Source organism: Microbacterium sp. Y356 (assembly GCF_059445355.1).
Genome location: NZ_JCAIUE010000001.1, coordinates 1,389,490 through 1,409,684 on the forward strand (window position 1 = coordinate 1,389,490; position 20,195 = coordinate 1,409,684).

Genomic DNA, 20,195 nt, shown 5'->3' on the forward strand with positions numbered 1-20,195 from the left:
TGATGCTCATTGCTTTGTGCGGACGCGCGCGCAGGCGCATCTCAGGTTCTTGAAATCAGAAGCGGATGCCGCGCGCGTCGGTGCGAGCGGTCCTTTACGGCCCTGATCAGTGGCTACGTGAAGCGCCGAATCACGGCGAATCGTTCACGTTGCACAATCAGCCTACCAGCCCTTCCACGATGCGGGCTGGGAACGCTCAACTTGTCACTCAGACGTCGGCCGTGCGTGCGCCGATCTGATTCGGCATCATCAATCAGCCGTGAGTACGTCCATGATGTGCTCACCGATGAGCAATGACGCCGTTGCCGCCGGTGACGGCGCGTTCAGGACGTGGAGGGTGCGGCCGCTGCGCACGAAGTGGAAGTCGTCGAGCATCCGTCCGTCCCTGCCAACCGCCTGCGCCCGCACGCCTGCTTGGGAGGGCGCGAGGTCGCCGGGTTGCAGTTCAGGGAGCATCTCCCGCGCGGCGCGCAGCATCGCGCGCCCGGAGAGCGAACGGAACACCTCTTTCGCCCCCACGCCGATATAGCCAGCGCCCAACCGCCAAGCACCGGGGAAGGCGAGCGTATCCGCAGTGTCGCGGATCGAGATGCGACTCCAGGAGTAACCCTCTCGCGCAAGTGCCGGCACGGCGTTCGGCCCCACGTGCACCGTGCCGTCGATCCCGCGCGTGAGATGCACGCCGAGGAACGGTAGGTCAGGATCAGGCACCGGATACACCAGCCCCTTCACCAGATGGGCACGGTCTGCGCGGAGTTCGCTGTACTCGCCACGGAAGGGAATGATCCTCACGTCGACAGAAAGTCCCGATCGACGGGCGATCCGGTCGGCGTGCAGCCCTCCGCACACGGCCACCCGATGAGCGACAAGCGAGAGATCACCAGCCTCGACTCTGGCTCCTTCTCCCGACTCCACGACAGAGGACACCTCGGCTCCGAACCGCACCTCACCTCCGGCTGCCCGCACCTCTGCGGCGAGCGCCCGCGAGACCTCCCCATAGTCGACGCGTCCGGTCGGCTCGACGACGAGCGCAGAGAGGACATCGATGTGGGGTTCACGTTCTGCGATTTCGCCGGGTTCTGGGTCGCGGACCGACACCCCGTTGGCAATACCCCTGGCGCGCAGCGCCTCCAATCTGGGGAGCTCCTGCGGACGAGTGGCGACGACGAGCTTGCCCGGAACGTCGTAGCGGATGCCGTGCTCCTGGCAGAATTCCTGGAGCAGGCGACCTCCGCGGATCGCGAAGTCGGCCTTCAGTGAACCGGGGGCGTAGTAGAGCCCCGAATGGATCACGCCCGAATTCCGACCAGTCTGGTGCAGCGCGACGTCGCGCTCCTTCTCGAGGATGACGAGCGGGCGATCTGGATCACGCCGAAGCATCGCCCTGGCGGTGGCGAGTCCGACGATTCCGGCCCCGACGACAACGTTTGGCAGCATGAGCAGCATCCCTTCCGTCAGGCGGGTTGCATCACACGAGACGAAGCAGCGCGCCGCCCCTCATCCTAGGGTCGCCCGTCGACGCTCAGAGCTCGCCGGGGCGCATCGCCTCGGCGTCGATCGCACGGATGATGCGCTGCCCCGCCGTATCAGTCGGCGGCTCAGCCGCGGCATCCGACTTCCCCCGCCTGCGCGGCGCATAAACAACCAGCGAGTGGAACAGGAACCTCGCGAAGAACGCGACGATCAGCGAGAGCGCAGTGGCCAGCACGCTGGAGATGTGCCAGGTCTCGACCATGAGCGCCATAATCGGAATGCGAAGCGTCGCTTCGATGCCATTGAAGGTGAATGATGCGCCGAACCGCGCCCAGGCGCCGCGGGCATCCTGACGCATATCGGCGAACACGAACCGTTCCTGCAGCAGGAAGTTGCCGATGATCGTCACCACTGCGCCGATGATCGCCGCCCAGACATATGGCATGCCCATCGTCGTGAGCGCCCACATGATGCCGAGATTCGCGACCGCGCCGATCACGCCGATCAGCGCGAACAGCGACATCTTGCCGAATCTCAACCGGGTCAGGTGTGCGACGAAGGTGGCACCCTGACGTAGCGTCGCCTTCGACGTGCCATTGCGGCGCTCAGAGAATTCCATCGGAACCTCGGCGATGCGCACATCCGACCGAGCGAGGATCTCCAGCAGGATCTTGAATCCCTGCGGCCGCAGGGCCGGCAGATCGAGGCGTCGTCGATCGACGAGGAAGAAGCCGGTCATCGGGTCTGTGCTGCGCGCCAGCCGCCGCGGGAACATCGCTTTCGCCAGCCAGGTCGCCGCCCGCGAGACGCCGAATCGCAGCGCCGTGCCGAGCCCACGGGAGTCACCCCCGCCGACGTAACGGGATGCCGCGACGACATCAGCGTCGCCCTGCTCGAACCGCTTCAGCATGATGGGCAGCAACTCGGGCGGATGCTGCAGGTCACCGTCCATCACGATGCAGATGTCGCCTGCGGCCTCTGCCATGCCCAGCACGACCGCGCCGCCCAGCCCGCCGACGTTCGCACTGCGATGAATCACCCGCACCGGCAGCGCAGCGTCGGAGGCGACGCGCACGACCTCCGCGGCCGTGTCGTCTGAGCTGTCATCGATGAAGAGGATCTCCGCTTCGCGGCCACCCAATGCCCCACCGATGCGTGCGACGAGTTCGGCGACGTTGTCACGCTCGTTGAAGGTCGGCACGATGACAGTGATTGACGTTCCCACGTGCCTCTCCTCCCCGACGCTCGCATTGCCAGCATCTATCGTTTCATGGCTTGCGATCCGACGGTGACAGCACTTTCGACGCCCGGTCTGCTGGGTCGACATATCCTGGATATATGACTTCTCCTGCCTCTGACACCATCACGTTGTTCGGCGCCGACTGGTGCCGTGACTGCATCCGCACCAAGAAGCAGCTCGACGAGCTCGGTGTCGAGTACACCTACGTGGACCTGGTTGCTGAGCCGGCCGCCGCTGACATCGCCAAGGAGATCTCCGGGCGCATGAACATCCCGGTCATCGTGTACCCGGATGCTTCGCATCACGTCGAACCTTCGAACGACGACGTCGAGTCGCGGCTTCGCGAGCTCGCGCTGATCTGAGCAGGCTGATCTGACCCGGCTCCGCGCCGCTACACTGGCGCGATGAGCACTGGCGCTCGGCCCGAACGAGCATCCTCCCGCCTGTCTCCGCGCACGATCGTGAATTATGCGATCGGCTCGCTGGGCACCGGCGGTTACGCGACCCTTCCCGGGCTTGTCCTGACGTACTTTCTCACCGACAATCTGGGTGTCGCCGCCCTCGCCGCTGGACTCATTGTCACCTCCGCGAAGGTGTGGGACGTCGTCATCGATCCGCTGATCGGGGCGGCATCCGATCGCCAACTCGCACGCACCGGCTCTCGCCGCGGATTCATGGTGACCGGCGCACTCACACTGCCGGTCTTCTTCGCGCTGACGTTCGCCGTGCCGCCGTCCTGGGGCCCTGCCGCGAGTGCGACCTGCGTGCTGCTGGCATTCCTCGGCACCGCGACTGCGTTCAGCCTTTTCCAGGTGCCATATGTCGCGCTGCCGGCCGAACTCACCCGCAGCTACGACGAGCGCACCCGCCTGCTCGGCTGGCGCGTGGTCGTGCTCACCGCCGCGATTCTGCTGTTCGGGGCGGGCGGGCCCATGCTCCGCCGCGCCACTGGCGATCCGGTCACCGGCTATCTGCTGATGGGCATCGTCGCCGGCGTCGTGATCGGGATCGGGATGCTGCTCGCAAGTCGCACAGCGACGGATGCTGCTGCCGCGGCCGGTTCGATTCCTGAGCCTGCCGAGGGATCAAAAGTCGTAGCGTCCAGCCTTCGCGACCAGTACCTCTCTGGGTTCCGGGCGCTGCGCCGCAGCATCCCGTTCCGCGCGTTGCTCGGCACCTTTCTGCTGCAGGCCCTTGCCACCGGCACGATGCTCGCCGGTGCGCAGTACGTCGCAAGCTGGGTTCTTCGCGATGAGGCCGCGGTCGAGCTGCTGTTCGTCGCGCTTGTCGGCCCTGCGCTTCTCGCGACGCCAGGCTGGACGGCAATCGCGAACAGGATCGGCAAGGAGCGAGCGTTCTTCGGTGCCAGCATCCTTTTCTTGGTCGCCTCCGCGACGATCACCATCGCGGTCTGGGCTCCTGGCGAATGGATATACGCCTCAGTGGCCGTGGCCGGTATCGCCTACGCCGGCCTGCAGTCGTTGCCTATGGCGATGCTGCCGGATGTGATCTCGCACGACGAGCTGACGAGCGGCCCAGGCCAGGCAGGCACCTTCACCGGGATCTGGACAGCCGGCGAGACCATCGGATTTGCGCTGGGTGCCACCACCGTCGCACTCGTGCTTGCCGCAACAGGTTATGTCTCCAGCGTGGCCGGCCTCGACCTCACCGGCGCCGTAACTGTGCAACCGGACGCCGCGATCGCGGGCATCGTGCTCAGCTTCAGCATCGTGCCAGCCGTCCTGATGTCGCTGAGTCTCATTCCTCTCCTCCGGTACCCGCTGCGCCGGCACGATATCGAGACCGCGGCAACCCAGCCCGCATAGGCTGGAAACCCGCCTGAAGGAGATCCTGATGACCTCAGCAACCGCTGCCGCGACCGGTCTGACTGACACCGATCGCGCACGCCTCGACACCGCAATCGACGAGCTCGAGACGGGCTCGCTCACTTGGTCTGCTCTCGGCGTCGGCCAGCGCGCGACGCTACTGCGCGCTGTTCGCACAGCTGTCGCCGCCTCCGCTGAGGAGTGGGCGCACACCGCCGCAATGTCCAAGGGGTTGAACGGCAGCCATCCCTTGCGGGGCGAGGAGTGGCTGGCAGGGCCGTACAGCGTGCTGGGAGCGCTCGACGCATACATCGAGACGCTGTCTCGCCTGGCCGAAGGACGCAATCCGCTCGAGGGAATCCAGCTCGGTCGCGCACCGGGCGGCCGAACGATCGTGCACGCGTTCCCGCTGACCGGCATCGACAAGGTGCTGCTCTCTGGCTTCACCGGCGAGGTGTGGCTCACGCCTGGCACGACGCCGCGATCGGCGCGCGCGGGGGCAGGCCTCGCCCAGCGCACTCCCGCAAGCGCCGGCGGTGTCGGCCTGGTGCTCGGTGCGGGCAATGTCACCTCGATCCCCGTGCTCGATGTGCTCTACGAACTGCTCGCACACAATCGCACCGTACTTCTGAAGGTGAACCCGACGCAGGATGCTCTGGTGCCGGTCTTCGAACACGCCCTGGCCGCACTGATCGAACCAGGCTTTCTACGGATCGTCCGTGGTGACGGCGAGACCGGCGCCTACCTCACGGCTCACAAGAAACTGATCCATGTGCACATCACTGGGTCGGCAGCGACCTTCGACACGATCGTGTGGGGCAAAGGCGCGGCAGGCAAGCGCCGCCGCAGGGAGAACCGCCCGCAGCTGAAGACGCCGATCACCGCGGAGCTCGGCGGCGTTTCGCCCATCATCGTGGTCCCCGGCGAGTGGACGGAGGCCGACCTCACGTTCCAGGCAGAGCACATCGCGACGATGCGACTGCAGAACTGCGGCCACAATTGCATCGCCGGTCAGGTCGTGATCATGTCGTCCGATTGGGCTCAGCGCGATGCGTTCCGTGTGGCACTGCGTCGCGCCTATGCGAAAGCCCCGGAGCGTCCGGCCTGGTATCCGGGCTCCGTCGACCGGATGCAGCAGGCGAGCGATGACTACCCCGACGCCCTTGTGCTCGGCGATCGCCTGCTCGTTGAGATCGGCGATGGCGACGACGCGAGCGCGCTGCAGAGCACCGAGTACTTCGCTCCCGTGCTCGGCGTTGTCGAGATCACCGGCACCGGTCAGGAGTTCTTGGATGCCGCCGTCGCCTACGCGAACGACGAACTCCAGGGCACGCTCGGCGCAAACCTGCTGATCGACCCGACCACGCAGCAGTCCCTCGGCACGGGATTCGAACGAGCGATCGCTGACCTGCGCTACGGCTCGATCGCGATCAATGCCTGGACCGCATTCGGCTTCATCACACCGACGTTGACGTGGGGCGCATTCCCCGGGAACACGATCGACGACGTCGGCAGCGGACTCGGCGTCGTGCACAATGCCCTGCTCCTCGACAACGTGGAGCGGTCGGTCGTGCGTGGCCCATTTCGCCCGTTCCCGCGCTCGCTGCCCGTCGCAAACGGCGGCGGACGCTTCACGATCCTGCCGAAGCCACCATGGTTTGTCACTGCACGCACTGGAGCGGTCGTGTGTGAGGGCCTGACGCGTTACCGCGCGAGTGGCGACGTCCTGGGTCTGGCGAAGACGCTGTTCCAGGCACTTCGCGCCTGAGCCGATTACGCGGGTCGGCGCGGATCAGTCGTCGGCGAAAAGATCGGTTGCGTCGCGCAGCGCGCTCTGGATGCCGGGTTCGGATGCCGCGTGCCCGGCGTCATCGACAACGACGAACTCCGCCTCCGGCCAGGCTCGGTGCAGATCCCACGCGGTCATCATCGGCGTGCAGACGTCGTAACGCCCCTGCACGATCACCGCGGGGATGTGCCGGATCGCGTCTACCCCGTCCAGCAGCTGCCCCTCAGCCCACCAGCCACGGTTCACGAAGAAGTGGCTCTCGATGCGGGCGAATGCCACCGCCGTGGCATCCTCGGTCATCTCCGCGACCTTGTCTGCATCCGGTCGCAGTGTGATGGTGGAGCCTTCCCACGTCGACCACGCCTTCGCGGCCGGAACGTGAACGGCAGGGTTCGGATCGAACAGTAAGCGGTGATAAGCCTCGATCATGTGGTTGCGCTCGAGAATCGGAATCGGCGCGACGAAGTCTTCCCACAGGTCGGGAAAGAGTGCACCCGCTCCGCCCTCGTAAAACCATTCCAGCTCCATGCGGCGGAGGGTGAAGATGCCGCGCAAAATCAGCTCGGTCACCGCATCCGGATGCGTCTGTGCGTAGGCGAGCGCGAGTGCACTCCCCCACGAGCCACCGAAGACCTGCCACTTTTCGATGCCAAGGTTCTTACGCAGCAGTTCGAGATCGGCGATCAGATGCGCGGTGGTGTTGAAACGAAGATCAGCTTCTGGCTCGCTCGCGTGCGGCTTGCTGTTGCCGCAGCCACGCTGATCGAAAAGCACGATCCGGTACTTCTCCGGGTCGAAGAACTGTCGATGCCACGGGGCGGTGCCGCCGCCGGGACCGCCGTGCAGGAATACGACCGGCTTCCCGTCAGGATTGCCGCTGACCTCCCACGCGATGCGCTGTCCGTCGCCGACGAGAAGCGTCCCGCTGTCGTACGGCTCGATCGGTGGATAAAGCGCATCCAGATTCATATTCAACCCCCGATGAATAAGATTTGCCGCCACATGGCGGTCTCTTCACCGTACCGCGCAGCACCCGCCGACTGCGGGAGGAGAGACGCTATCCGAGCTGGTCTGCGCTGATCGTGAAGGTGTCGCAGCTGCCGAGCCCGTTCTCGTAGCCGCTTGCGAACCACCTCTGACGCTGGTCGCTCGAACCGTGCGTCCAGGACTCGGGGTTGTTGAAGCCGGACTGCTCCTGGATGTGGTCATCGCCGACGGCAAAGGCGGCGTTCAACGCGTCCTCGATCTGGGCCTCGGTCGGTGTCTCCAGGTAGTTCCGGCCCTCCGGATCAGTCTGACTTGCCGCATCGGCAAGCCAAGCGCCCGCGTAGCAGTCGGCTTGAAGCTCGGTGCGCACGCTGTTGCTGGCGGGCCCGGTGCCGTTGTTCGGGTAGGCGTCCATCGTGCCGGTGATGCTCTGGATGTGATGGCCCCACTCGTGGCCCACGATGTAGAGCTGCGCCAGTTCGCCGGCGGATGCGTCGAACTGCTGACGCATGATCTGGAAGAAGTCCGGGTCGATGTACACGCCCTGCTCCGGAGGGCAGTAAAACGGACCGACCGAGTTCGACGCCGTGCCGCACTGCGTCGACGTTTGACCATGGAAAACGTACAGTTGCGGCGGCGTGTAGCCCTCGACATGCTGCGCCCAGTATTCGTCGAGCATCAGCTGGGCGCCCGCCATGCGGCAGTCGTCCTGTGTGTTGGCATCCTCGCCGCTCTCGCAGGCGAGCACCGTGCTCTCGTCAGATCCCGATCCGGGGTCTTGGGTGCCGCCGACGAGCCCCGACAGGTCGATGCCGAGCAAAGGACCGGCGACGAGCGCGATGAGGACGAGCAGTCCGATACCGCCGCCAGCGACCGCGGCTGTGCGCCCGGGACGACGAGTCTTGTGGCCCGAGATATCGGCGTCAGGATTGAACGTCATGCGATGAGATTACCGCGCACTCTGTGCTTGAGTGACCCCCAGTCGTAGGCTCGAATCATGTCGACCACAATCACGATCACAGGTGCGGGCGGGCAGATCGGGTATGCGCTGCTGTTTCGCATCGCCGCAGGGGCACTGCTCGGCCCTGACGAGAAGGTGCGGCTGCGGCTGCTCGAGATCCCCCAGGGCCTCAAGGCTGCAGAAGGTGCGGCCCTCGAACTGCAGGATGGCGCATTCGACCTGCTCGAGCACGTCGAGGTGACGGACGACGCCGCCACCGGCTTCGACGGGGCAAACCTCGCACTGTTGGTCGGTGCTAGGCCACGCGGGCCCGGTATGGAACGTGCTGATCTGCTGGCGGCCAACGCCGGAATCTTCGGCCCCCAGGGCAAGGCGATCGCCGACAACGCTGCGGCCGATGTGCGTGTCACGGTAGTCGGCAACCCCGCGAACACGAACGCGCTGATCGCCGCGGCATCCGCTGACGGGCTGCCCTCCGAGCGCTTCACGGCCCTGACGCGTCTCGATGAGAACCGTGCCCGCGCTCAGCTCGCCCTAGCACTGGATGCACCGGTCTCGAGCATCCGACGCCTACCCATCTGGGGAAATCATTCCGCGACGCAGTTCCCTGATGTCTCGCACGCGACCGTCGATGGGCGGCCGGCTCTCGAGGCGCTCGCGGAGCGTGTCGGTGATGTCTCGGCGTGGCTGGAGCAGACCTTCATTCCGCGGGTCGCGAAGCGCGGTGCCGAGATCATCGAGGTGCGCGGTTCTTCTTCCGTGGCATCCGCCGCGAACGCGACGATCGAGCACACCCGCGATTGGGTGCAAGGGACGGATGACTGGACCAGCGCCGGCGTCGTCTCACACGGTGAGTACGGCGTTCCGGAGGGGCTCATGTCATCGTTCCCGGTGCGCTCGATCGACGGCGAGTGGCAGATCGTCGAAGGCCTCGAATTGGATGCGTGGGCGCGGGCGCGAGTGGACGCGTCCGTCTCTGAGCTCGTCGAGGAACGCGAGGCGGTGCGGGGGCTCGGGGTTCTCTGAGCCAGTACCGCGCACGCTCGAGAACAGGGCAGAATGGATGCTGGAGGTGCGCCGATGAGTGATTCGACTGATCTGACGACCGTATCCGGACATCACGAGCCATTGACAAGCCCGCTGCATCTGCCGCACCAGGCGACCCAGTGCTCGAAGTGCTTCACCCAGCTTCAGCACGACCACGACTGGTGGCACGCACGCCCCACTGGATCGCGCTTGGTCGGGCTGGTCGTCTCACGCGATGGGATGCCGTCGGTCGTGCAGCAGCGCGACGACCTGACCCGGTTCGGTGTCCCGATCGAAGGGTTCCGGCATCCGGCACCCGAGATCCTGGAGAGCTGGAGCGACCGTCTGGCGCGTTTCATCCCCACACTGAAGAAGGGTGATGTGCTCGTCGTCACGAACGTGCACGCGCTGGGCCGCGACCGTGACGAAGAGACCCGTACGATCACGGATCTGCGTCAGCGCGGGATCATGGTGAAGGTACTCAGTACCGACTCACGCCACCTCGCCGACGCGATGCGCTGAGCAGAGCAGAGCAGCTCAGTCGCCGTCGGAATCGCTCTGATTTCGCAGTGACTCATCGTCGAGTAGAGGAAGGTCCGCGCGGGTAACAACCTGTGTGGTCACCGCGTACTCGACCAGGCGGGCACGACGGTTGGTCGCCAGCTTGCCCGGGCCGCCGCGAAGACCCTGCACTCCCATACGGTCAAGCTTGTCGCAGACGTTGTCGAGCTTGCGGTTGAACTTACTCATCGTCCACCCGAGACGCTCGGCAGCGACGCTCGACGACGGCAGCTCGTTGATGCTCACGCCTTCACGGCGCAGCATCGGCTCGGCAAGGGCGACCATGAGCTGCTTCTGCAATGGCGTAAAACTGGCCGGCATGACCGTCTCTTCGCCGCTCATTGACGCTTCCACCTGGTGGGACACCTCATACGGGGCCTGCTCGGTGTGCAGGCTCAGCTCATAGGTGACGGGGCCAGCAGTAAACACGATCACGCTGCGCTCGAAGACAAGCGGCATCCGTGCGCCCGGCGAGAGCCACGACTGGACCGCGCCGCCGGCGCTGGAGACCGTGGCCGCGATACGCACGCCGATGTTCGCCAGCCACCACAGGCCATCGCGGTGCTGCAGCTCCAGGAAATGGCGGTGCAGGTAGGGGTTGTCGTCGATCTCGAGGTCACCCTCGCGTCCGATAATGAACGGTTTCTCTGTGGGCAGGTCGTGCCATTCACCGGCGAACTCAAGGCGAAGCGGTGCGACATGGTTCGCATCCCTCGCCCTGGCGGCCTCTTCAGGCTCCGAAGCAGGATTCAGTTCATTCACGTAGCGAGCCCCCTCGGGAACATCCTGCCATGGAGGGGGCGGCGGCGCTGGATCGCGATGCGGTCAGTCGAACTTTGGGCGCAATTCCTCGCAGATCTCGTCGAAATTGCGCGGCGTGACCTTCCAGCGTTTCTCGTCAGTGTCCTCGAATATCACGTTGTAACGTCCGGATACACGGTCGAACTGAACGAGAATCTTCACCGGCAACGTCTCATCCGGTTTGTAGTAGCTGTCCGTATACGCCTTTACCGCCGGTGCGACCGCCCACGGGTCTGAAGCAACGGCAGTGATGACACCGTCAGGAGAATACGTGTACCCATGAGCCTCGTTGAACTCCCCTTCGGGGAATTCGAGGATCATCGCGAAGGAGTCCCAACCACCGCTGTCGCCCTTCATGTTCTCGATCAGCGCTCGAATGACATCGGCTACGACGTTGTCTGGCATGACGTTTCCTTTGGGTCGATTCAAAGCTGGTCAATCCGGTCAAACGTCTGATCAGCGATGTTGGCGAAGCTCGGGTCGCGGACTTGAAGGATTCGGCCTGTAACTGGGTCGGACACCACATACACGACCTGAAATCTATCAGGTCGTATTGCCCCGGGCGGATCGACTGAGATGCGGTAGTCGACCCGGCAGCCCTCGGCAACGGAATCGGCCCACTCACTCTCCATCTTCTTCCACGCGCCCCGGTTGAGGTTGGCGATCTGTGGCACGATTCCTTCATCCGCGGTGTCCCCGAAGAAGCGATGCGCGCCAAGGTGCCCACCGTCGTCGCCTGGGTTGCCGAGATGGCCGACCGCGGTTGCGTTGTCGCCGCGCGTCGTACCGCCGAAGTCCGCAAGGATCGTGCCCTCTTCCTGGACGGGCCGCTTCGAGTCAGGATCCCAGTACGTCGTCTTGGTGTTCGGGCTTCGCGGAGTGACGGTGCTGTTGAGATTGTCAGTGTCGCGTACCTTCTTCACCACGGCGTCGAGGTGTTCGGTGATCTTGTCGGCAAGCCGTGGAAGCTTGTCATCCATGTGGCGAGCGGCATCAGCACCCGCTTGCTTCAGTTGTCGTATCGCGGCTCTCGCTCCTGCGCTCATCAGGCGTCCCCTCCGAAGTCGAGTGCGGAGAATTCCGAGAAGAACGTCGACGTCAACGTCTGAATATCCGCACCGTGCAGCTTCATCTCCGACTGCGCATCCTCCAACGCCTGCAGATCCGCGTAAAACTCATCCGAATCGCCCACAGAACTTTCCACCATCGGCGCATCCAAGATCGCATCAAGCACCGCAGGCAATTGCTCGGCCATCGGCTCAATCGCCATCGGCAGAAGCTGATTCAGCAACTGCTCCACTGCGATGTCCACCGCCGCATTCAGCAACTTCTTCTTGATCAGCAGCATCGGACCCGCGCCCACCGCAGTGATCGGATTCGTCAACATCGCAACCAATGTGACCAACGTTGTCGTCACATCGACGATGACCTTCATCTTCAGCGCGAAGATCGCGTCTGCCCCGATATCCATCGCCGTCGACGCCGGGGGCATAATATCGATCAGTTTCTGCAGGTTCTGCGAACGATTCGTGTTCCATGCGCTCATCGTCGCGGGGCCCGTGTGACCCTTCATCGCACCGCCAAGGTCCCCATTGACCTTGCGATCCACAGCCTGAATCACTGTTTCCAAATCCGAACCAAAGGTGCGCACCAGGACAGCGCCCTGGCGCACCTCGTCCTCGTCGATATCCGGCCATTCAAAACCCAGCTTCTCCAACACCCAGACAAGCTCGTTCGGCAACATCATTCCCACGATCGCACCTCCTGGATCGACTGTATGATCCGGGCGCAGGCACCACCATGGGTAGCACTTCCCACATAGCGGTGTCCGTGCACGCCGTTCACTCTCCGGGGTAATCGATCTCGATACTCGCGAAGCGCGTGTCTGGGATCAGGTTGATCTCGACCGTCGCACCATTGAGAGAGCCGGGTTCCAGTCCGAATCGTTCCTCGAGCTCGGCGTGACTGAGACCTGTCAGATCGTTTGCCTCGCTAGCAGGAGCGAGGAATCTCGTGTCTCCTTGGCCCGTTTTGCCGTACTTGTCTGGGTCGTCCTGCCCGATCGCATCTTCATACAGCTCTTCGACGAACTGCCCCGGCACCTTCTTCGGCACGTCCTTGATCTCGTCGAGGACGTCGCCGGGGAGCGCACGAACGTCCTTGCCCAGCGACAGACCGAGATCACGGGCAGAGTTGTAGTCCGGGTTGCGGTGTCGCGGCTCGTGTCCGAACGACTCGCGACCGCGAGTGACATCCTCGACGATCTTGTACTTCTTCGCGTGCGACGTGGACGGTTCAGCGCGGTGCTGCGGAGTGCTGTCGCGTCCGCGCCGGTCCACGCCACGAATGCGGTCGGCATCTGCCCGGTGCTTTCCGCCGCGTTTGCGAAACGCACCCGCGAAACCCTGTTTGAACTCGCGCCCTGCGCCATCCACGGCATCCACGAGGTCCCGCATCAGCGTCTTCATCGATGACATCGTTCACTCCCCTGAGATCTGTAGGTTGGCGAGGTCTGCGAGCAGTCGATCCGTCAGATCCTCGACATCGGCGGCGTGCGCATCCATGTCGTCGGCTGCCTGGTCGAGAGCTACGAGATCCGCGTAGAACTCGTCCGCGTCGCCAACTGCGCCCTCGACGACGGGAGCGTCCAGCATCGCCAACACCAACCCCGGCACCTGTTCCGCGAGGGGTTCGATCGCCAGCGGCAGCACCTGGTTGATGACCTGCTCGAGCGTCGCCTCCATCGCCATCGAGAAGAGCTTCTTGCGTGCCAGTATCAGCACCGCGGCGCCGCCCAGCCCGAACGGTCCTGCGGCCAGCAATGGGATCAACTGGGCGAGAGTGACCGTGACGTCGATGATCACCTTCATCTTCAACGCGAGCACGATATCCGCGGCGAGGTCGATACCGGTGGCTGCGGGTCCGAGAATATCGAGCAGCTGTTGAACATTCTCGGAGCGGTTGCGATTCCACCCGGTCACATGTGCGGTGCCGGTCTGTCCGACCATAGCAGCACCGAGGTCGCCGTTGATGCGACGATCGGCTGCCTGCACCAGCGTCTCCATGTCGTCGCGGTAAACGCGCACGAGACCGGCGGCCTTCCACACCTCGTCTTCATCGATGTCGGGCCATTCGAGCCCCATCTTGTCCATCACCCAGATGAGCTCGTTCGGCAGCATCATTCCCACGGCAACCACCTCCGGCTATGACGCTACCGAGGGGCGAGTGCAGAGGCGATGGGGAGATCAGCCCATCACGCTGGTATTTTCCCTTCAGTAATCGTTTAAAGATTCTAAAGTGGAATATCTTCTTGTTTCGGATCAAACCCTTCAGTCTCAGGATATTTCCACTATTTTAGAACAAATCTTCGATACTGACTCGATTTTGCGATAAGCTGAAGACATGTCAAAGCTGACCGTTCTGCACCAGGCGCTCTCTCGCCTTGATGAAGTGTGGGCAGACGCCAGCGAGGCAAATGACCTTTCGAGGGAACAGCTCATCGCGGTCACGAACGCGGTCGGCCTGTTGCAGCGTCGGTTGGATGCTGTGCATGTCGATGTGGCGGCGGGGATTGCGAGCGAGTCACGTCCTGAGCTCGGCGCCGACTCTCTGGCGAAGCAGCAGGGATTCCGTTCGGCGGCAAAGCTGATCGCGGCGGCGACTGGCGTGTCGACTGGGGACGCGTCGCGTCTGATCAAGGTGGGCGAGGCAACCGCGATCCGCACGGATCTGCTGGGCTCGCGCCTGCCTGCGAAGTACCCGCGTGTGCGGGAGGCGATGGAGGCCGGGACGCTCAGCGCGCAGGCGGCGGCGTTGATCATCGCAGTGCTGGAGCGGTGCCGGATCGCGGCCGGGCTGGAGCAGACGTCCGAGGGCGAGCAACTGTTGGTTGACGCTGCACCGGGACTCGCACTCGATGAGGTGCGCCGACTCGTGGTGCGCGTGGAGGCATGGCTGGATCCAGACGGTGTGGAACCGCGTGAGGATGAGCAGCGCGGCAGACGTTCGCTGACGTTCCACGAGCGTGGCGGGCGGTTGCACTTCGACGGGGACTTCGACGTCGAGACCGGTGCGCCGATCGTGGCCGCGCTCCGCGGTTACGTGTCCGCCGCGTTCGCCGCCCGCAACAACGCCCCCGATCCGGATGCTCCGGATGCCGACCGCCGTACTGTCGCGATGTTGCAGGCCGACGCGCTCGCCCTGTTCTGCTCTCACGCCCTCGGTTGCACATCGCGCACCCCTGTTGCCGGAGCGACGGTCATCGTCCGCATCAACTATGCAGACCTCGTAAACGGCACCGGGACGGCGACCATCGACGGCATCGACCAGCCCGTCAGCGCAGGCGCCGCACGGCGAATGGCCGCAGGCGCCGGCGTGATCCCGCTCGTCCTCGGTGGCGACAGCGAAATCCTCGACTGGGGCAGACACAAACGCCTCTTCACAAAATCACAACGCCTCGCGCTCGTAGAACGCGACGACGGATGCGCGATGTGCAACCTCCCACCCGAGATGACCAAAGCACACCACCTGCGATGGTGGAATCGCGATCACGGACGAACGGACCTCTCCAACGGGATCCTCCTGTGCGAGACCTGCCACCACCGCATCCATGACAACGGCTGGGAAATCCGCATCGACGGGTCGGGTACCACCGCAGGGGTCTGGTTCATCCCGCCCGTCTACGTCGACCCCGCACGCACACCACGCTTAGGCGGCCGCGCACGATTCGACATCGCGGCTTGACTGTCCGCGACACACTCTCGATCGCCGGGAGCGTGGTCAGCGCGGCGGTTCTCCAGGCACGAAGTAGCGCAGCGGCGATAGGCCAGTGCGCACGACGGCCTCGCCAGCGGCATCGAGGAACTCGTTCATTGTCGCCACACTGAGTGCGCCTGCCGGATCCGCGATGATCACATTGTCAACGACTGGCAGCAGCGTCGCGGTGCCCTTTGGCCAGGTCGCGAACGTGGTGGTGACACCGGTCTCGAGGACCTGAATCTTGGGGTCGGCGAGGTGAACATCGGGACGCTGGAGCGCCACGGTCTGCGCCTCGTACGCACGCACGCCGAACAAACGGAGTACGCGCTGGATGCGCATCTCGAGCGCCGGGAAACGCTCGAGCCACGGGAACGGTGCCCAGGCGCCGTCATCAAGGATGATGGGGTGAGCGCTCACCAACGGACCACCCGCGTCATACAGTTCCTCAGCCAGGTCTAGAACGCGTGCGATGCCGGCCTCGTCGTCGGCTCCTGCGATCACAAGTCGGTCACGCGACAGCGCGAACACGACCGGGGCGCCCTGAAGCGCCACCGCTGCGGCACGCGTGCGATCGATCAGCACTGCCGAAGCCAGCACTTCATCGTTGATGACGATCGTTCCCGCCACGACGTCGGGCAGTGCGCCCGCCGTTGCTACGGCCGCAGCCACCGCGTCGCTGAACGGGCGTGACCATTCCTCTGCCTGCCCCCGAGTGACCGCCGCGCGAATGTCGCCTGCGTCCAGTCCGACGAAGATCTCGCCGCCGACATACTCCACCCGAGGATGAGCGTCGCCCGGAGCCGTGATCGACAGCACTCCGAGCTCGCTCGCACCGTAGATGCGTGGTACCACGTTCACGTCGACGTTCCCAAATGCACCTGTCATGAGTCCTGCCCCTCTTCGTCCACCTTTGCCAGGGTATCTGCCGTCACAGACGCCTCCCGACGTGCGAACTCGACCACTTCCGCCCACGACCAGCTGAGGTCCAATCGCGGTACCTTCTTCGCAGGTCGGCGCGTTGATACCCAACCGCTCGGAACCACGTGCACGGCGATCATTGTCTTCGGGGCCGGTAATGGTTCGCCGTGAACGACCAGGACCACCGCACAGTCGCCGAATTCCCACCAGTCAGCTCGTCTGACTCCTGTGCGCACCAGCTCCGACACATATCGCCCACTCTGACCGGGCTCAGGGGCAAGATCGATCGCGATCGGATTGCCCTGCCGGTACGAGCATGAACTCCGAATATCGATCCACAGCTCGTTGGCTCGATCACGCAGCTTTTGTCGTTCGGATGCATCCCCGTCACGCTGCAGTGGCTCCCAAGACAGCGGCACGATCCACGCCGCACCTTTCGACAGAAGAGGTACGTTGTTCGCGAGCCACTGATCAGTGCGGTCCAGCGTCAGTCCGGGGGCCGTCAGTCGAGCTTCGACGGCGCGAATGATCACTTCCCCGCTCACGATGAGCTTCTCCCCGCTGAACGAAATCACGGCGCCAGTACGGACCGAGTCAGGAGCAAAGGCCTTTTCGAGACTCATGGTCGCGTCGGCATGCTTTGGCTCGTTCCGGGCCAAAGTCCGGGGTTATAGTCATCGCCGCCGTTGGGTATGACGTTGCCATCATTGTCCAAGACGGCCCCTACTCCGGTGGCGCTTCCAGGAATGTCAATCACTGCCTCTGGAACCCCCGTCGGCAGGTAGCCTCCCGGAATCCACTGGGCGTTCGCGCCGCCTTCGTTGCCGGAAGGCATGCGGATGTTGGCGAGTTCGGACGGATCAAAGTGGCGGATTTCCAAGGGAAGCGGGTTGCCGTCCGCATCGAAGAAGTCACTTGGCTGCATGCCGAGCCGATCCGCAAGTTCAAAGGGATTTCCACCCGTCTCGTCAAGAATCTCCTGCAGCTGCGAGGTGGGGAACACGTAGGTGCTTCCGCCATTGCCTGGGCCCCATTTGTGCAGAGAGTCTGAGAAGTAGATCCGGCTCGCGCCGTCTTCAAATTGGGCGAGGTGATTTCGGATGTAGTCGTCGTCGAGGTACTCGCTCGGGTCGGGACGGTCACCCTTACCCCAGCTTTCGACCTGGTTCGGATTCCAGCCGGAATCCGTGTTCCAGCCATCCCGCAGCTCCTGCGGCACGCCGGTGTTGTCAAGATCAGTGACGTCGCTGTTGTTGCGCTTGTGCGCATTACCGTGCTTGCGGAACATCTCCGCGAGCTGCCGCACGTGAATCGGCATGCCATCAAGCGAATGCTTAATGGCATCGGCGATCTCTGAACCAGGACCCCTACCCATACTCAGTCTCCCCCGATGTTGAGCGTGGCGAGATCTGCCATCAGCCGCTCCGTCAAAGTCTCGATATCGGAGGCGTGCATTTCCATGTCACCCTCCGCTTGTTCCAAAGCCTGCAGATCGGCATAGAACTCATCCGGGTCACCCGCGACGGCCTCGACGATCGGCGATTCCAGCGCCGCCATGATGGCCGCCGGAAGATGCTCAGCCAATGGCTCGACCACCATCGGGAGCACCTGATTCAATGCCTGCTCCACCGCGATATCAACCGCCGCATTCAACAGCTTCTTCTTGATCAGCAGCATCGGACCCGCGCCCACCGCCGTGATTGGATTCGTCAACATCGCCACCAACGTGATCATCGTCGTCGTCACATCCACGATGACCTTCATCTTCAAACCGAAGATCACATCAGACGCGATATCGACACCCGTCGGCACAGGACCCAGCAGATCCAGCAGCTTCTGCAGATTCTGCGAACGGTTCGTATTCCACGCGCTCACATACGCGGGTCCCGCCTGACCACGCATCGCCATCGCAAGATCCCCGTTGACCTTCCGGTCCATCACTTGAATCTTCGACTCCAGCTCACCGTGGAACGCGCGAACCATCTCGCCGCCTCGACGTAGCTCGTCCTCGTCGATGTCCGGCCACTCGAACCCCAGCTTCTCCATTACCCAGATCAGCTCATTCGGCAACATCATTCCCACAGCAAAACCTCCAGAGGAGACTCTACGGGTCGCGACCGCTGCCTCGCGATGGGGAGAACAACCCACAGCGTCCGGTTCACGGCACGACCGCCCACTGCACGGAGCCGTACGTCAACGGAGCCGCCGCGCCGTTGCGTGATGTGACGCCGGTCACGTCGCGATCGCTGATCGTCACCCGCGGATTCGCGGCGATCGGAAGTGCGATGGCGGCACGCACAATCGTCGCCTCAATCTGCGCACGAAGATCTCGTGCTTCGTAGATATCAGTGGTCTGGGCGAGCTGAGTGATCAGAGCGTCACGCTCTGGATCCGCGTGGCGAGTGATGGATGCGTCACCCTGACTGCCCCACTGCGCAGCGATCTGCCCTGGCGTCTGCGGGATCGGCACGCGGGCGATCACTGCATCCCACCCGCGCTGCACGAGCGCGCCGTCGAAGTCATCGCTGCCGCAGTCGACCACGCTCCAGCCGAATTCGCCTGCGGCATCCCGAAGTGCCGCGAACGCCCCGACCGCGAACTCGCTCCGCCGGTCGTACAGCACGCAGACATGTGTTCTTGGAGCGAGACCGGCAGCTTCCCGCTCCAGCGCCGGGTCGTCTCCAGGATCGCCGAGCGTCTCGGCGAATCCGGAGTCGGCGCTCACGATGTCGTGGGCGCGAGAGCCGGGCGCCGACACCATCGATGTGGTGACGGCGTACGCGGCGGCCCATTCACCGGAACCGCGCTCCACCATCGCACTCGCCGGTACCGCGTGGATGAACGCGGTTCGCGCCTGCTGCTCAGTGAAGACACCAGCAGGATTCAACAGCATCGCCCACACCGTTCCGTCATGCGTTGTATCAACAGTGAAATCCTTGCGCTCAAGCTCGACGATCGGCGCCCGATTGGCCGCGATCGGAGCCACTTGCGCAGCATCCAGCTGGTCGCCGATCGTGGCGATCGGGTCGTCGCCCGGTGGCACGAGATCGATGCGGGCGACCTGAGGCGTCACGAGACCCTGGTACGACGGGTTCGGCACCAGCGTCACACTCTGTCCTGCTTCGCTGCGATCTGCCCCTTCAACCAGGAATGGTCCGCTGGAAAGCATCAGATCCGCGGGAAGTTCCCCCTGGTCGGAGAGCTCGAAGCCTTCGTTCCAGACCTTGGCGATCGCCTCGAGCGCGGTCGGATCCCGCTCTTGAATCGCCCGGATGACCGCCTGCTTCGCCTCCATGTCGTCGTCCATGTTGAAAGCGAGTCGACCGACGACGTGCGCGGGCACCGGCACCGTGACCGCCTGCTGCCACTCGATAATCGGCCGCGGAAACGTCACCTGAATCGCGCGTGCGAACTCATCAACGATAGGGATCGCGAGCTCGGGATCCGCTGTCTCGCTTTGGTCACTGAGGTCGAAGTATCCGGATGCCCCGGCCCAGCCCAGCAGCAGATCTGCCGCGTCGAGAGGGATGTCATCCGACCACGACGGCTCGGCGAGGTCAAACCGCACCGTGAACGGGTCGTCACTGACGATCGTGACCGCGCCGAAGCCTTCGTCGGGAACGAACTCGCCGTCGATCACGTCTCCGAAGTCGCCTCGGATCGTCTCGGCGATGTCGACGTTGCCTGACGTGGGGGATGCGGCGGCGTTGGTCGATGTGAACTCGCCCGTCCACCCCACGGTGATCGCCGAACCGGGCACGACCGATTCCGGCATCGCCGGCGCGCACGCTGCCAGGCTCACCGCAAGGAGGGCGACAAGCGGTACCGCGATGCGGCGGCGCATCCTCATGACGT

21 protein-coding genes are annotated in these 20,195 nt (G+C 64.0%); 6 read left to right on the forward strand and 15 right to left on the reverse strand.

The window, feature by feature from the left end; translation table 11 throughout:
• Positions 1-249 precede the first annotated feature (249 nt).
• Both lhgO and AC1C2Q_RS06715 read right to left on the reverse strand, forming a co-directional pair.
• Positions 250-1,437, reverse strand: a complete 1,188-nt coding sequence (gene lhgO / locus AC1C2Q_RS06710) for an L-2-hydroxyglutarate oxidase (RefSeq protein ID WP_495449475.1) — start codon at positions 1,435-1,437, stop codon at positions 250-252.
• Between the two features lie 85 nt (positions 1,438-1,522).
• On the reverse strand, positions 1,523-2,698 hold the full coding sequence (locus AC1C2Q_RS06715) for a glycosyltransferase (protein ID WP_495449476.1): 1,176 nt from the start codon (positions 2,696-2,698) through the stop codon (positions 1,523-1,525).
• A gap of 113 nt (positions 2,699-2,811) precedes the next feature.
• On the opposite strand from AC1C2Q_RS06715, the gene AC1C2Q_RS06720 reads away from it, so the two are divergent.
• The 3 genes from AC1C2Q_RS06720 to AC1C2Q_RS06730 are packed head-to-tail and all read left to right on the forward strand — an operon-like array spanning position 2,812 to position 6,307.
• Complete coding sequence (locus AC1C2Q_RS06720) at positions 2,812-3,075, forward strand: glutaredoxin family protein (protein WP_495430301.1); 264 nt, start codon at positions 2,812-2,814, stop codon at positions 3,073-3,075.
• A gap of 42 nt (positions 3,076-3,117) precedes the next feature.
• Complete coding sequence (locus tag AC1C2Q_RS06725) at positions 3,118-4,539, forward strand: MFS transporter (RefSeq protein WP_495449477.1); 1,422 nt, start codon at positions 3,118-3,120, stop codon at positions 4,537-4,539.
• A 28-nt stretch (positions 4,540-4,567) separates the two neighbouring features.
• Positions 4,568-6,307, forward strand: a complete 1,740-nt coding sequence (locus tag AC1C2Q_RS06730) for an aldehyde dehydrogenase family protein (RefSeq protein WP_495449478.1) — start codon at positions 4,568-4,570, stop codon at positions 6,305-6,307.
• Between the two features lie 24 nt (positions 6,308-6,331).
• Here AC1C2Q_RS06730 and pip read toward each other — a convergent pair whose 3' ends face one another.
• Positions 6,332-7,297: a prolyl aminopeptidase gene (gene pip, locus AC1C2Q_RS06735; RefSeq protein WP_495449479.1), complete on the reverse strand. Its 966-nt coding sequence runs from the start codon at positions 7,295-7,297 to the stop codon at positions 6,332-6,334.
• Between the two features lie 88 nt (positions 7,298-7,385).
• Positions 7,386-8,255: a KPN_02809 family neutral zinc metallopeptidase gene (gene ypfJ, locus AC1C2Q_RS06740; RefSeq protein WP_495449480.1), complete on the reverse strand. Its 870-nt coding sequence runs from the start codon at positions 8,253-8,255 to the stop codon at positions 7,386-7,388.
• A gap of 57 nt (positions 8,256-8,312) precedes the next feature.
• Between ypfJ and AC1C2Q_RS06745 the strand changes: the two genes are divergently transcribed.
• Together AC1C2Q_RS06745 and AC1C2Q_RS06750 are read left to right on the forward strand one after the other, a co-directional pair.
• Positions 8,313-9,302 carry a malate dehydrogenase gene (locus tag AC1C2Q_RS06745; RefSeq protein WP_495449481.1) on the forward strand — a complete coding sequence of 330 codons (990 nt, stop codon included), beginning with the start codon at positions 8,313-8,315 and terminating at the stop codon, positions 9,300-9,302.
• Positions 9,303-9,356: 54 nt separating this feature from the next.
• Positions 9,357-9,824 carry a recombinase family protein gene (locus AC1C2Q_RS06750; protein ID WP_495430307.1) on the forward strand — a complete coding sequence of 156 codons (468 nt, stop codon included), beginning with the start codon at positions 9,357-9,359 and terminating at the stop codon, positions 9,822-9,824.
• A 15-nt stretch (positions 9,825-9,839) separates the two neighbouring features.
• Here the strand turns inward: AC1C2Q_RS06750 and AC1C2Q_RS06755 are convergent, their stop codons facing one another.
• The 6 genes from AC1C2Q_RS06755 to AC1C2Q_RS06780 form a co-directional block, all read right to left on the reverse strand.
• Positions 9,840-10,520: a hypothetical protein gene (locus tag AC1C2Q_RS06755; protein ID WP_495450554.1), complete on the reverse strand. Its 681-nt coding sequence runs from the start codon at positions 10,518-10,520 to the stop codon at positions 9,840-9,842.
• Positions 10,521-10,688: 168 nt separating this feature from the next.
• The gene (locus AC1C2Q_RS06760; protein WP_495449482.1) at positions 10,689-11,069 is read right to left on the reverse strand and encodes a hypothetical protein; all 381 of its coding nucleotides are present in this window, start codon (positions 11,067-11,069) and stop codon (positions 10,689-10,691) included.
• A gap of 20 nt (positions 11,070-11,089) precedes the next feature.
• Positions 11,090-11,644 carry a DNA/RNA non-specific endonuclease gene (locus tag AC1C2Q_RS06765; RefSeq protein ID WP_495430309.1) on the reverse strand — a complete coding sequence of 185 codons (555 nt, stop codon included), beginning with the start codon at positions 11,642-11,644 and terminating at the stop codon, positions 11,090-11,092.
• A gap of 65 nt (positions 11,645-11,709) precedes the next feature.
• Positions 11,710-12,411, reverse strand: coding sequence for a WXG100-like domain-containing protein (locus AC1C2Q_RS06770; RefSeq protein WP_495450555.1), 702 nt, complete (start codon positions 12,409-12,411; stop codon positions 11,710-11,712).
• A 94-nt stretch (positions 12,412-12,505) separates the two neighbouring features.
• Positions 12,506-13,141, reverse strand: coding sequence for a hypothetical protein (locus AC1C2Q_RS06775; protein WP_495449483.1), 636 nt, complete (start codon positions 13,139-13,141; stop codon positions 12,506-12,508).
• A gap of 3 nt (positions 13,142-13,144) precedes the next feature.
• The gene (locus AC1C2Q_RS06780; protein ID WP_495431722.1) at positions 13,145-13,846 is read right to left on the reverse strand and encodes a WXG100-like domain-containing protein; all 702 of its coding nucleotides are present in this window, start codon (positions 13,844-13,846) and stop codon (positions 13,145-13,147) included.
• Between the two features lie 220 nt (positions 13,847-14,066).
• Between AC1C2Q_RS06780 and AC1C2Q_RS06785 the strand changes: the two genes are divergently transcribed.
• Positions 14,067-15,407 carry a DUF222 domain-containing protein gene (locus AC1C2Q_RS06785; protein ID WP_495449484.1) on the forward strand — a complete coding sequence of 447 codons (1,341 nt, stop codon included), beginning with the start codon at positions 14,067-14,069 and terminating at the stop codon, positions 15,405-15,407.
• Positions 15,408-15,443: 36 nt separating this feature from the next.
• Here the strand turns inward: AC1C2Q_RS06785 and AC1C2Q_RS06790 are convergent, their stop codons facing one another.
• The 5 genes from AC1C2Q_RS06790 to AC1C2Q_RS06810 all read right to left on the reverse strand — a co-directional run bounded on the left by AC1C2Q_RS06790 (position 15,444) and on the right by AC1C2Q_RS06810 (position 20,190).
• Complete coding sequence (locus tag AC1C2Q_RS06790) at positions 15,444-16,280, reverse strand: hypothetical protein (protein WP_495449485.1); 837 nt, start codon at positions 16,278-16,280, stop codon at positions 15,444-15,446.
• Between the two features lie 23 nt (positions 16,281-16,303).
• The gene (locus AC1C2Q_RS06795) at positions 16,304-16,963 is read right to left on the reverse strand and encodes a hypothetical protein (protein ID WP_495449486.1); all 660 of its coding nucleotides are present in this window, start codon (positions 16,961-16,963) and stop codon (positions 16,304-16,306) included.
• Entirely contained in the window at positions 16,960-17,646 is a 687-nt protein-coding gene (locus AC1C2Q_RS06800; RefSeq protein ID WP_495449487.1) for a hypothetical protein, read from the reverse strand. Before AC1C2Q_RS06800 ends, AC1C2Q_RS06795 begins: the two co-directional genes overlap by 4 nt.
• Positions 17,647-17,717: 71 nt before the next feature.
• Entirely contained in the window at positions 17,718-18,416 is a 699-nt protein-coding gene (locus tag AC1C2Q_RS06805; RefSeq protein WP_495430316.1) for a hypothetical protein, read from the reverse strand.
• Positions 18,417-18,498: 82 nt separating this feature from the next.
• Positions 18,499-20,190, reverse strand: a complete 1,692-nt coding sequence (locus tag AC1C2Q_RS06810) for an ABC transporter substrate-binding protein (RefSeq protein ID WP_495449488.1) — start codon at positions 20,188-20,190, stop codon at positions 18,499-18,501.
• Positions 20,191-20,195 lie beyond the last annotated feature (5 nt).